9 protein-coding genes are annotated in these 12,979 nt (G+C 52.7%); 2 read left to right on the forward strand and 7 right to left on the reverse strand.

Annotated features, from left to right (window positions below; genetic code table 11):
* Nucleotides 1-24: 24 nt before the first annotated feature.
* Nucleotides 25-171: a hypothetical protein gene (locus G491_RS35210; protein WP_157467884.1), complete on the forward strand. Its 147-nt coding sequence runs from the start codon at nucleotides 25-27 to the stop codon at nucleotides 169-171.
* Between the two features lie 31 nt (nucleotides 172-202).
* Nucleotides 203-589: a nuclear transport factor 2 family protein gene (locus tag G491_RS0100855; protein ID WP_012610611.1), complete on the forward strand. Its 387-nt coding sequence runs from the start codon at nucleotides 203-205 to the stop codon at nucleotides 587-589.
* A gap of 948 nt (nucleotides 590-1,537) precedes the next feature.
* Here the strand turns inward: G491_RS0100855 and G491_RS0100865 are convergent.
* The 7 genes from G491_RS0100865 to ercA form a co-directional block, all read right to left on the reverse strand.
* The gene (locus G491_RS0100865) at nucleotides 1,538-1,984 is read right to left on the reverse strand and encodes a hypothetical protein (protein ID WP_028313241.1); all 447 of its coding nucleotides are present in this window, start codon (nucleotides 1,982-1,984) and stop codon (nucleotides 1,538-1,540) included.
* Nucleotides 1,985-2,030: 46 nt separating this feature from the next.
* A complete protein-coding gene (locus G491_RS33140) occupies nucleotides 2,031-4,472 on the reverse strand; it encodes a pentapeptide repeat-containing protein (RefSeq protein WP_051326936.1) in 2,442 nt (813 codons plus the stop codon).
* A gap of 1,474 nt (nucleotides 4,473-5,946) precedes the next feature.
* The gene (locus G491_RS33145; protein WP_028313244.1) at nucleotides 5,947-8,442 is read right to left on the reverse strand and encodes a pyruvate formate lyase family protein; all 2,496 of its coding nucleotides are present in this window, start codon (nucleotides 8,440-8,442) and stop codon (nucleotides 5,947-5,949) included.
* Nucleotides 8,443-8,661: 219 nt separating this feature from the next.
* Nucleotides 8,662-9,393, reverse strand: a complete 732-nt coding sequence (locus G491_RS0100890) for a V4R domain-containing protein (protein WP_028313245.1) — start codon at nucleotides 9,391-9,393, stop codon at nucleotides 8,662-8,664.
* Between the two features lies 1 nt (nucleotide 9,394).
* A complete protein-coding gene (locus G491_RS33150) occupies nucleotides 9,395-10,183 on the reverse strand; it encodes a FadR/GntR family transcriptional regulator (RefSeq protein WP_051326937.1) in 789 nt (262 codons plus the stop codon).
* A 230-nt stretch (nucleotides 10,184-10,413) separates the two neighbouring features.
* Nucleotides 10,414-11,685 (reverse strand): two-component system sensor histidine kinase NtrB, encoded by a 1,272-nt coding sequence (locus G491_RS28905; RefSeq protein WP_051326938.1) that lies wholly within the window; start codon nucleotides 11,683-11,685, stop codon nucleotides 10,414-10,416.
* Nucleotides 11,669-12,832, reverse strand: a complete 1,164-nt coding sequence (gene ercA / locus G491_RS0100910) for an alcohol dehydrogenase-like regulatory protein ErcA (protein WP_028313246.1) — start codon at nucleotides 12,830-12,832, stop codon at nucleotides 11,669-11,671. Before ercA ends, G491_RS28905 begins: the two co-directional genes overlap by 17 nt.
* Nucleotides 12,833-12,979: the final 147 nt, after the last annotated feature.

A 12,979-nucleotide genomic window follows, 5' to 3' on the forward strand; every position in this document is an offset into this window, starting at 1 on the left:
ATGGGTCGCCGAACCGGAAAACCCATGGGAAGTGACGGTTCGAAAAGCGTGCTAAAATTTCAGGATAAAATATGGTATTTATATGATTATTTATCTATAGAGAAAGCACTGATTGTTGCAAAAACGCCCAAATCAGGCTATGGAGTAATAGCTCTTTCAAGCCAGGAATAACCTTCACAATTCTTTTTGCTGGAGTGAAAATATGAAGGCAAAAGGACGGCATGAAATCCTCATTGAAAAATACATCGCCGCGTATAACGCATTTGACCTGGAGAGCATGGAGTCCCTTCTCCACCCTGATGTGAAATTTGAGAACATTGCCGACGGAGAGGTCAACGCCTCGGCAAAGGGGTTGGAGGAGTTCATGGCTCTCGCCCGCCAGGGCGCGGCGTTGTTTTCCTTCCGCAAGCAGGAGATTCTCGGAATGACGCAGGAGGAAGACCGGGTGGACGTCAAAATCGCATTTTCCGCAGTTCTAAAGCAGGATCTCCCCGGAGGCCCCAAAGCCGGCGAAACCCTTTCCCTGAAAGGCCGCACCGAGTTCGTCTTTCAGGACGGCAAAATCCGGCGCATTACGGACATAAGCTGATTTGGCGGCGTCCACAGAGGGGCGCAACTACGCTGTTCTTGCAACCCATGCACCTCAAACCACTCGTTCCCATGCTTTGCGTGGGAATACATACGTAAGCATCTGAAATCCATTCTATTTCAAGCAGTCGCAAAACAAGTGAAAACCGTCTTCTATGATGGGCGTCAAGAAGCGCCCGCGCCGCACAAACGACGCTGGATTCCCGATAGCTGCATTCGGGAATGACAGACAAAAGCGGACAGGCACGGGGGCCTGTCACTACATTGTGTTCTGAAGATTTCCAAGAAACGACAGATTGCCCCTGGATTACCTACTGGGGCATTCGGGAATGACGGTGTCAGAGTGGGCGCCCCAGGCAAAAGCAGTATCTTGCCTGGGCGCGTTAGCGCAGAAGGTGCGGCCCTTACGGTTGGGCAGCGCCTTGAGACTCAGGCGGACGAAAACGGTATCCAAAACCGTGGGTAACACTGGCAGGGCGGTATCCTGCCAGTGCGCGCCAGCGTATGTCGTTCGACCCATCAGACCTTGGAATCCATGGAATGTGGGCGAAAGGATGATGCATCCAAAACCAAAAAGCAGAAATTCAAGCAACCATTTCCGCCCGCCGGCCATTCCCCTTTCCTAAAATCATTTCCGGCCGCGCTACTGTTGCTTCGCAACACTGGCAGCAAACGACGCTGCCTGGGCCACCCTCTCTTGGAATCGGCATCAATTCCCGGCAACACGTTAGAGGCGACGCCCTTTCCGGTCGCCTTATTGGCCTGGCGGCCCCTGGCATTGCATGCCAGGGCTGGCCTGGGAGGATACATCTCCGCAAATCCGACAGGCGCCCACAGGGGGCCGCTGCTGCAATTTGGCGGGGTGGCCGCGGCAGAGCAGTATCCTGCCGGTAAAAAACGCCCGTCAAATAGTGGAATCCATGGATTGTGGGCGAAAGACATCCGGCTATTACAAAATCCATTTGGATACGGTCATAAAAAATGACGATACTCCCCATATAATGAAAAATATGAGTCCTACCGTGATTACACATCCCGCCAAAACATTTAACCTGCCTATGTTCGCCAGATCCTCATTAATCAATTCCACATTTTCCGTGCGTTCAAAGCTGTCAAAATTAACGTCTGACTCGAGACTCACCAAGTACTCCAGGTCCACATCAAGATATTCCCTGTCGACATCGTCTCCGCCTTTATCCCTGTATGCTGGTTCGGCATATGCCGCTTTCAGGAACTCGATGCCCAAGCGCAAATATCCGGCCTGGTTCGCCCTAATTCCGCTTTCATCCGGGCCTCCTCCATACTGGTCCATTCGCACCGCCGCGCCCTCTTTGGGTACGGATTCGTCCAAGGAACTGATAAAATCCTTTACTTTTTCATGATCTATCGGCTGCAACTTTTTACTCCAAAATTGTCAAAGATTCCTGACGCGCATAGCAAAGTTAAAACTTTTCCCGTTGAAGCTGTTTATACTCAGCAACCAATGCCTTGTGGATGGCTGGGTCCGGGCATTGTTTGGTGTATTCCAATAATTGTTTTATAGCTTTTTCATACTCCTTTTCGTGAGAACGGGCATAATACTGATTCAATAGTCCTATTACCACGTATTTATTCTTGCACGCCAGTTTCATACGTTCCTCAAGGAAACTTTCCAAGTTTGAGGCCTGATGTTGTTTAAAAAGACTCTCCAGCTTGGCTTTATTGTCAGCCTCTTGAGCTTTGAAATCCTCAATGCGTTCCTTAGCTTCATCCAACCTTTTCTTCATGGCTTTATGTGCAGATAAAGGCGTTTGATTTAACCAATAAATGGTCCATTCATCCCATTCATTAATATCGTCGCTTGATGAGACATTGGGGTATCCCATTATATCGCCCATGGAAGAGTCTTGCCAATCGCCCCCATATATGAACATTCCGTCCACAAACGCGTTTTCGAGGCGTACGTTCTGCATATGCGCGCCTTCCAGGTGTGCCCTCCTCAAATTTACACCTTCCAGATCTTGGTACTGAAGATCAATACCTTGGAGTTGGGCGCCCGAAAAGTTAGCACCTTGAAGACAAACGCACCGCAAAAAAGCTCCTTGGCCCCGTACCTCAGATAAGTCAGCTCCTTGGAAGTTAACTCCAATCACAGAAATGCCTTGGAGTTGGGCGGACCATAAATTGGCCCCTTCGAAATGTGCGAAATCCAACTCTGTGTCAACCAAATTAGCCATTTCCAGATGGGTGCCTTCCAGATGGGCGGAAAACAAGTTTGCTCCTTCAAAATGCACATCCCATAAAACACTGCATTCCAAATGGGCGTCCCTTAAATAAGCGTCTTCCAACCATGCCCCCTCCAAATTTGAGCCTTTTAGATGGGCACCCTCTAAAACAGAGCCTTCTAGATGGGCTTCTTCCAAATCGGCCTGTTCCAGATGGGCGCCGCTTAAATTAGCGCCTTGTAGATGAGACTTTCTTAGTTCAGCCTTGTACAACAAAGAATCCGAAAGATCAGCAAGGTGAAGGCGCCGGTTGTCCAGGCTAAGAGTACGCATTTGACCAAGCCAGGGCGGGGGATATTCAGGTTCATACGAGGCGTTTTCATTTTTATCCTTAGGCGCCCGCGCGCGGATGTACGCCGCTTTGATTTCATCTGGGGCGTCCTTGGCTACAAGTAGTTGGTTCCGCACGGTCAAATGAGGAAAAAGCAAGCGATTGTCTTTAATGAGGTCGATATGCCCAAACCATGTCGCTCCCATTAAGACAGCATTCAGGCATATCATGCCGATAAAAAATCCTATCAGGCCAAGCAATATGTTTAATTTTTTGTGTTCTTCTTTAAGATCCAAATTTTTCTTGTTAGCTTTTTCTATGCCATTTCCCCCCTCTATCAGGCTGATATACCAGCCCGATAAGAGGCGTGTGAGCCTGCCTAAAAGCCAACAAATAAATTGCCATAAAAGCCCCAAAAGCCCCAGACATAAGGCCGGTCCAGCAATGGCTTGGGCCATTTTCATAAGCCGACCTTGCGGCTTTTTTATTCTAATGGGATAGGCCAAGCTCCCCCCCCAAAGCCCAATAATTAGAATTAAAATCAACCAGATAGGCATGTAGAAATCGTGATGAAATCGGTTGACGCTCCAGACAACGCCCAAAATAGGCAGAAAAATGCCTATACCGAAAAAAAACGCCATTCTTACAATAAAAACCAGCCAATGCCATGGAGACGTCCCTGGTTCGTACACAGCAAGCAGTTCTTTTAATCGCCCCCAAAACCATTTTGGCTTTTCAGCCTCCTCCGTGTGCATATCCAAGGAGATTATTTTGTCCCCATAGAAAACCACCAAAGCCACGGAGGCCAGGGAGCAGATGACGTGCCAGCCTGTCATCAACACACTTTGGTACTTGGAAAAGGTGCATTGGATAAGGATCATCAAGGCCAGGGGAAAGACAATGACGGACAGGACAATCACCGCCCTGGCCAAATGCCAGCTAACCTGTCTGGGGGCAAAACGTATATTGAAATTGGCGAAAAAGGGATGCACCAGGTGGCAATCCTTACAAGGGTCTTCCGGGACCCTCCATTTTAGTTGGAGAGCGGCGTGCTGCGTAAGCCCGTACAAAACCGAAAAATGCAAGGCCAATAAAAAGACAGGCGCCAGGATAAAAAACGCAAACAGGGAAATGTCCACATTGAACAAAGGAAGGGTGACATTGCTGTCCGGGATAAGAAGCATGAGGTCCGTCACGCTCCCCACCGTAATCAGCATATAGACCAGCAGCGACAGGAAGGAATACAGGGCCGTGCGGTTGCGTGCAGAGGAGGAATTCAGGATTTCCAGTGTAGTTTTTCGGTCCTCCTGATTATTCGGCGCATCATGCTTTTCGAGTTTTTCATCCATTTTGTTTTTCGTCTCTCCAGAAAGAGATAGAGTTGTCCATTGATGCAGCAATGCTTCGCTTTTAAGCGCGTGATAAAATGCCGCCGTTATTTATTTTCAAATTTTCATGGGAAATATTTACTGTGTTTACAAGAATCAACTAATATTTGGGGTATATGTTTGTCAACAAAATGATATTATTTTCATACAATCATTTTATGTCAGATGGGAAAGCGCATCCATAAACAGGGTGTCAGCTAACCTTGGCCGCCCGCCGACCATTCCCAATTCCTAAAATCATTTCCGGCCGCGCCTACTGTTGCTTCGCAACACTGGCAGCAAACAACGCTGCCAGTGCCACCCTCTCTTGGAATCGGCATCAATTCCCGACAACGACACTCGGGAATGACGGACAAAAAGCAGACAGGCACGGGGGCCTGTCACTACATTGTGTTCTGAAGATTTCCAAGAAACGACAGATTGCCCCTGGATTACCTACTGGGGCATTCGGGAATGGCGGTGTAAGAGTGGGTGGCCCAGGCAAAAGCAGTATCTTGCCTGAGCGCGTTAGCGCAGAAGGTGCGGCCCTTGAAGTGGGGTAACGCCTTGAAACTCAGCCGGACGGACGCCCTATCCATAAGCGTGGGTAACACTGGCAGGGCGGTATCCTGCCAGTGCGCGCCAGCGTATGTAGTTCCGTCACATCAGATAGTGAAATCCATGGAGTATGGGCGAAAGGATGATGCATCCAAAACCAAACAAAAACCGGGTTTCACCCAACCTTATCCGCCCGCCGGCCTCCTCCAATTTTGACAATCATACCCGGTCGCGCCTTTTGTTCTGCGAACCCAGGCATTTCATGCCTGGGCTACCCTTTCTGATGATCGGCTTGGGTTCGCAACAGTCCATTGGCGTTGGCATCTTTTCCGGTCGCCTTATTGGCCTGGCGGCCCCTGGCATTGCATGCCAGGGCTGGCCTGGAAGGATACATCTCCGCAAGTCCGACAGGCGCCCACAGGGGGCCGCTGCTGCAATTTGGCGGGGTGGCCGCGGCAGAGCAGTATCCTGCCGGGGCGCATAAGCGCATTTTGTTAGGCCGTTTCAGTAATAGAAGCCTGGAATCCTGCGTTCCCTGATGATCTCTCCAAAACGGGCGCCCCAGGCAAAAGCAGTATCTTGCCTGGGCGTGTAAGCGCAGAAGGTGCGGCCTTGTTGTCACCTGAAATCCAATAATGCAAGGCGGAAGGACGCCCTATCCAAAACCGTGGGTAACACAGGCAAAGCAGGGCAAGCCTCTAACTACATTGCTCACTATTCCATTGAGAGGACATTAGACGACACGATCGAAAAGTTTTTGAAGGGGGTTTGGGGGACATTTTTTATCCGCATGTCAGCCCCTTTACTATCGGAAAGTCCCTGGATTTTCATACTTTTCAGGCTTTGACCCAGGCGCCCTATATTCAAAAATTTTCCCCCAAGAATCTCTTCCCTTTTCTCATAGCCTTTCAAACTCCGTCCGTTGGATAATCTCGTCCTGGATGGGTTTGCCGAGATCGGTGAAAAAGGCGGAGTATCCGGACACGCGGACGACCAAGTCCCGATAATTTTCAGGATGTTTTTGGGCGTCCAACAGGGTTTGGTTGGAAACCACGTTGGGCTGCACTTCCATACCGCCTGATGCGAAAAAGCCTTTGACCAGGCCGATCATTTTATTAAGGCGTTCCTCGCCCTGGAACATGGACGGCATGAGCTTGATATTCACCGAGCTTCCGTTGGAAATCAGGCTGTGATCCAGCTTGGCCACCGAGCCCAGCACCCCGGTGGGGCCTTGCTTTTCCGACCCGTTGGTGGGGGACAGGCTGTTTGACACCGGGGTTCCCGCCAGCCTGCCGTTGGGCGTGGCGCCGATGTACAATCCCTCCAGGACGTGCACGCCGTAGGAGAAAAAGCTGGGCCGGAAGGGGCCTCCCCGGAGCGTCTGCTTGGAAGCCACGGTCTTACAGAAAAACGCGCACACCTCTTTGGCGATGTCGTCGGCGTAAGGATCGTCCGAGCCGAAGGCGGGCGCCCGATGGGCGAGCATGGCGCGCTCCTTGTCGTACCCCTTGAAATTGCAATCCAGCATTTTCAGGATTTTGGCCATGGAGAAGGTCTTTTGATCGAACACAAAATACTTGATGGCGGCCAGGGAGTCCGCCGCGGTTCCCATGCCGCGGCCGCTGATGGACCCGAAATTGTATTTCGCGCCGCCCTGGGTCATGTCCCGGGCGTTGTCCAGGCATCCTTTTAAGGTGCAGGAAATATAGGGATTATGGTACTCCTCCATATAGATCCGATCCTTCAGGTTGACGGCCCGGGCCACGGTATCGACCATAAACTCGACCTGCTTTTTAAAGGCCTCCAAAACCTGCTCGAATGTCTTGAATTTTTTGGGATTGCCTGTTTTGGGGCCGATGGCCTTGCCCATCACCCGCAGATAGCCGTCGCCCAAGGCCATTTCCAGGGCGGCGGAAAGCGACACATCATTGCCCGAGGTGCACCCAAAAGCGTCGCCGTCGCCCGTGGGCTCCACGCAGCCGATCACGCCGTAATCCCGGGCGTCCTCCAGGGTCATGCCGCAATTCTGCAAAGCCGGCGTCACGATTTCGTCGTTAAACAAAGCGGCGCCGGACGTTTCGCGATAAGTCTCCAGGGCCTTTTGCCAGAACTCCGGGGGCGACTCCTGGGACAAGCGCACCGTAAAGCTGTTGCCCAGGGACTTGACGTTTGCAAAGGCCTCCAAGACCGCATAGGTCAGAGGATTGACCGCGTCCCTGCCCTGGGCGTCCACCCCGCCGATTGTCGGGACGCAGGAATCCGAGCCCAGTTCGTTGCCCGTGTTCTTGCCCACATAAGGCAGAATCATGAGGTTGGACCCCAGCTTGATAAGCAACTCCTCCATGAGCCGCACGGCCTGGGCCTGATCGATCCGTCCGCTTTCAACGTTTTTTTTATAATAGGGATACAGGTACTGATCCAGCCGCCCGACAGCCAGAATGCCCACCATGCCGTGGGAAACCAGCCCGCCCAGCAATATCAGCCACATGGCCTGCACCGCCTCGTGAAAGGTTCGGGGAGGATTCCAAGGGGAATGGCGGCATCGTTTGGCCGCAGCCAATAGCTCCCGCTGCCGGTCCGGGTCGTTCTCCCTCGAGGCGGCCTCTTCGGCTTTTCGGGCCAGGCGGTCAGCCAGGATTTTCGCCGCTTCGCAACTGATCATCACGGACTCATAAAAAGCCGCATCATCCGCCTTGCCCGCCGCCTTTGCCTCGGCCAGGCCTTTTTCGGCTTGCGCCATAATCCCGGAAAATCCCCGGCTCAAAACGTTCTTAATCCCCAGGATCAAATGCCCTTGCACGTCAAACACGTTCATGACCAAGGCCGGATTATTGTGCAGGATTTCCTTCATGCCTTTCAGGGCGTAAGCAGCGTCGCCTCCGGGGACCTTGGCGGCCTTCTTGATCTTTAACAAGTCCAGGCTTTTATGGCGCTTAAACAGGCTCAACGGATCCACTGCCGGTTTGAAATTCAGCCCGTTTTCCTTCCACAAAACCTTTTTCCGGTCCCGCACGGTCTTGCCCCGCCAATAAGGCAAAATGTCCTCTTCCAGCTCCCGGCGGTCGTCCGGGTCTATGGAAAACGGCTGGCGTCTGCGTTTCAGCAGAAAGTCCAGCTCCATTTCCAGGATGGCGTTCACATCGCCCCTTTCCACCGGGATGACCACGCCAAGCGTCTTGCTGGATCGATTGCCGATGATCTGCTCGCCTTGCAGGATGTTCAGGCTCATGTTGGACAGGGTCAGGTGCAAGGCCTTGGCGGCCCGCAGCGAAGGATGCATCCCCTCGGTTTCCCGGTAGGATTGGGTGTAATACCGCACGCGCTCTATGCAGATTTCATAAGGCGCAGTCAGTATGAGATCTTTGTACCACTGGTTAAAAGAATGAATGGCCATGGACGCTCCCCCCTTAGGCAGGTAGGTGTGATGCAGCGGATTGGTTCGATTTGAACGGTATTTGTGGTTTATTCCTATTTTCTCAAGAGAAAATGATTTATGCCCAGTCAGTCGTATAATAGCTGAAAAGTCAGCCGTTGAAGGCCCATCTTCCTTTTTAAAAGTTTTTGAAGGGGGTTTGGGGGACAACTTTTTTCAAAAAGTTTCCCCCAAGTCTTTTCATTTGTTTCTATGCAGTTCAAACACGCAGGCGGGGGCGCCGCAGGCGGCGCATTCCCTTTCGGTCACATGCACGGTTTCGCCGGAGATTGTGCCGGCGTAGCCTGCCACGATGCCTGCGTAAAAATGGCAGACCGGCTCGCTCGAAGGCCCCAGCCAGGCCGCTTCCTGGGAATGATGCAAGGTGACGGTCATGGGATCTTTGTCAAAATCGAACTCCAGATGTCCCCAGCCGCCTTCGTCGGTTATCAGACGCGACATCATATCCATGGTTTTTGAAAAAAACCGGGCCATTATAGGATCCGTTCGGATTTCGTCGAAAATTTCGGCATGAGCGATCAATGGGACCAGCACCGCCGGCGCCCACCTGCCGCCTTCCAGGGCCTGGGTGACCTCCCAAGAGCAGAGCTTGATTCCCATTTCATACAGGGTTTGTTTTTTGTCGGCAGGGGAAAGCCATTCGTCCAGGGTGTGGTGCAGAAGCTCGACGATCTTGGCGCCGGCCATGATTTCCTCCACCCCGCCAATGCCGATGCGGCCCCGGCTCATGTCCACGTCGTGGATTTCAAAGGCCGTGGCGCCCATGTACGCCCGGAACAAAACCATCAACTTTGACGAAATGAAAGGAGCGTTGGCAGCGGGCTTGAGAAAGGCTTTTACCAATAGCGGATGCTTTTCCAGAAACTCGACGGCCCCTAATAAGACCCTAATTTGCAACGATTTTCTATCCATGTTAAACCTCCCAAAAATTACCGTCGCCGCGGCGCAGGGCTTCCCTGCCGTGGTTGAAATAAGACTCAAACACCTTTTTCGCCCCTTTCACGTCCTTCTTGGACAAGTGATACATCAGCCGGGTGTAGTTGCCTGCAATATGCTCCGAATTTTGCACAATGGGCGTAAAAAGATCGGCCACGTGGGAGTACACATGGCGCATGGAATTATGCAGAAGAATCATGGCCCGGTTGCCCGTGGACCGCATGAGGCGGTTTTGCACCTCATAATCCAGGCCTTGCAAGCGCTTGTAATCGCCGCGCTTTTTATCGGACTCCCGGATATACGCCAGGACCGCCTCCAGCAGATCGTCCAGGTCCTCGCTTTTGAAATTTTCCACGGCGTAGAACATCATGGCCCGGCCAATCACCCACCACGCATCGGCGATATCCTTCATCATTTCCGAAGGTTCTTCATCCGAACCCAACAACAGGTCCGCCGCGAATTCGATGCCCGCGCTGGCAAGATAATCCAGCACCCTGATCTTGCCGCCCTGGCGCACCGAAACCAGCCGCAACTGCTCCAAAGACCGCACCGCCTCCCTGACCACCGTGCGTGTAACCTGAAAGGATTCGGCCATATCCCGTTCTGACGGCAGGCTTTGGCCGGGCTTGATTCTGCCCTGGACGATATATTTCCGGATTTCCCCGGCCAGCACCTGGGAGGTGCGGAGGGTTTTTTCCAGGGGCTTGAACAAGGCGGGGGCGCTTTGTTGGTCCTGGTATTTTTTTCTGATGGGGTCGAATGGCATGGGAGTCTCCCAACTGGTCTACTGGGTTACTGGTCGGACCAGTATCCCGGTTTTTCAACGAAAGGTCAAGTTAAATTTCATCAGGCGGACTATTTTACATCGCAAAGCAAATTTTTTCTCAATGCATGGATCCAAAATTTCCCAAATCGTGCAAGCAACTTTTTCCAAGAACATTCAAGAACGGAAAAACCGGAATCAGGGAATAAAACCTTCTTAAAAAATCATTCGGATCATTCGGATTGAGCCAGGGGAAGGCGGATGATGAAGGTGGCGCCCTGGCCTGGGGTGGATTCCACGTGCATGGTTCCGTGATGGGTTTTGGTGACGATGAAGTACGAAACGGCCAGGCCGAGACCGGTGCCTTTGCCGGGGCGTTTTGTGGTGAAAAAAGGTTCGAAGATCCGTTTTTTCACAAAGGGGGTCATGCCCGGTCCGTTGTCCTCCACCTCGATGCGGATCATATCCGGCTCCAGGGCGGTTCGGAGGGTGATCTGGGGCGACCGCTCCTGCTCCTTGTTCTCGTTCATGGCCTGAGCGATGTTGATGAGCAGATTGAGGACCACCTGCTGGATCTGCCCTCCCACGCAATAGAGATAAGGCAGGTTGGGCGCGTAGTCTCTGGTCATGCGGATTTGGCGGAAGTCGTACTTTTTTTTCAGGTCGTAATCCTTGGAAGCCAGTTCGATGGTGTGATCCAAAAGGACGTGAAGGTCCTGGGACTCGAATTCAACCTCGGTTTTACGGCTGAAGCTGAGCATGTTGGAGACGATGTCAGCGGCGCGCTCCCCCGAGGTTTGGATGTCGCGGATTTTATCCATGATGCTTCTTCGGTTTGCATAATCGTTAATGAGGTCCATGGTGACGCCGCATTGGGCGGCGATCTCATGATTTTTCCGCAGTTCCTTGCTCAGCCTGAAGGCTATGATCTGGGCGTTGTGAAGGATGCCGGCCAACGGGTTGTTGATTTCGTGGGCCATGCCGGCGGCCAATCCGCCGATGGACTGCATCTTTTCGGACTGGATTATGATTTCTTCGATGCGGACCTTTTCGCTGACGTCATCCACCCGGATGACCGAGCCTTTGACTTGATCCTGAACAAGGGGATAAATGGTCACGTCATAATATTTAAGGCGTTCCTGGTCTCCGCTTTTGATCCGTTCCTTTTTGCTGACGGCGGATTCCTGCACGGCTTTTTGGACCCAATCCCTGTGTTCCTTAAACAGGGGGAGGGCCTCGACGGCCGGCATTCCCAGGGCCTGGGAAAAACTCAGGCCGGACAAGCGTTCGGCTTCGACGTTCCATTGGGTGATCCGGCCCTGGGCGTCCAGGGCGATGAGGGCCGAGGGCATGGAATTGATAATGCCGGAAAGGAGGCTTTGGAGGTCTTCCAGTTCCTCGATTCTTTTTTGCAGTTCCGGGTAATAACTCTTTCGGGCGGAAAACTCGCCAAAGCCCAGCAGGCTCTGGATCTGTTTTGCGTCCTCATCAGAGTGATTCTTCATAAATTACCTCAATATCCCGCTGGTTCGCTTTTGCCGGGTTGGTCGCCATGCAGGCGTCCTTGATCGCGTTAGCCGCCAAAGAAGGGATGTCCGCGGTTTTGACGCCGGTGTCCCCCAGGCGTTTGGCGATTCCCACCTCCTTTTTCAGGTCCCGCACCTTTTTTAACAGAGATTTTTTCACGTCTCCGGCTGCCATGCCGCGCACGTCGATTCCCAAATGCTCGGCGATGACCTTGAATTTATCTTCGACATAGGGAAAATTGTATTCCATAACCTGACCCAACAAGAGGGCGTTGCACTCCCCGTGGGGCAGGTCCAGCCTGCCGCCCAGGCTGTGGGACATGGCGTGGACCGCGCCCAGGATGGCGTTGGAAAAGGCCAGGCCCGCCTTCAAGCTGGCCAGCATGACTTTTTCACGCAGTTCCACGTCTTGCAGATTGTTGACAAGGCCGGGCAAATGCTCCCCGATAAGATTAATGGCGCCCAGGGCGTGGGGATCGGTCAAGGGGCCGCTGCCCTTGGAGACAAAGGCCTCGATGGCGTGAACCAAAGCATCCACCCCGGTGCAGGCGGTCAGGTACGCGTCCATGGAATAAGTGGTTTCAGGGTCTATCAGGGCCACGTCAGGGACCAAGGTTTTGCTGACAATAGCCATTTTCAACAGTCTGTCCTGGTCTGACAAAATGCAAAACTGGGATACGTCGGCGGAGCTTCCCGCCGTGGTCGGAATGAGAATCAGCGGAGGCGCCGGCACGGGAATCATGTCCACGCCTTCGAACTCCACGATATGCTTGCCGTTGGTGGCCACGATTCCGATGGCTTTGGCGCAGTCCATGGGGCTGCCGCCTCCCACGGATACGATGAGGTTGCACTTGTTGGCCAGATACTCCTCCGCCCCCTGCATGACCTGAAAGGTTCGGGGATTGGGGGATACGTCCGAAAACATGACATAGGAAAGTCCGGCAGCCTCCAGGCTGGCTATGACGTCCTTGACCCAGCCTGTTTCTATAACCCCGGGATCCGTAACCAGAAACACCTTGCCCGCCCCGTAAAGCCTGGCGTACCGGCCCGCCAACTTGCGGGAGCCGTTTCCAAACACGATTTCGGGGGCCACAAACTTTCTGAGATTCAAAACATCGAGTTCCATAAAGGGCCTCCTCGCTCCGAAATGGCTGACGCAGCAGTTTACGGTAAGAACATGTGAAGCGATGTATTACGCGGCCCGGATTTAATGGAATCGGACGCTTTACTTGGTTTGCGGCCGCTCAGACTTGCAGGAAAAACAGTGTAAACT

The sequence above is a fragment of the Desulfatibacillum aliphaticivorans DSM 15576 genome (assembly GCF_000429905.1).
Classification (GTDB): Bacteria; Desulfobacterota; Desulfobacteria; order Desulfobacterales; family Desulfatibacillaceae; genus Desulfatibacillum; species Desulfatibacillum aliphaticivorans.

Coding starts and splice junctions, on each gene's coding strand:
- ercA (WP_028313246.1), bottom strand. CDS start 12,832: ATGGAACTCGATGTTTTGAATCTCAGAAAGTTTGTGGCCCCCGAAATC.
- G491_RS33140 (WP_051326936.1), bottom strand. CDS start 4,472: ATGGATGAAAAACTCGAAAAGCATGATGCGCCGAATAATCAGGAGGAC.
- G491_RS33150 (WP_051326937.1), bottom strand. CDS start 10,183: ATGCCATTCGACCCCATCAGAAAAAAATACCAGGACCAACAAAGCGCC.
- G491_RS0100855 (WP_012610611.1), top strand. CDS start 203: ATGAAGGCAAAAGGACGGCATGAAATCCTCATTGAAAAATACATCGCC.
- G491_RS28905 (WP_051326938.1), bottom strand. CDS start 11,685: ATGAAGAATCACTCTGATGAGGACGCAAAACAGATCCAGAGCCTGCTG.
- G491_RS35210 (WP_157467884.1), top strand. CDS start 25: ATGGGAAGTGACGGTTCGAAAAGCGTGCTAAAATTTCAGGATAAAATA.
- G491_RS0100890 (WP_028313245.1), bottom strand. CDS start 9,393: ATGGATAGAAAATCGTTGCAAATTAGGGTCTTATTAGGGGCCGTCGAG.
- G491_RS33145 (WP_028313244.1), bottom strand. CDS start 8,442: ATGGCCATTCATTCTTTTAACCAGTGGTACAAAGATCTCATACTGACT.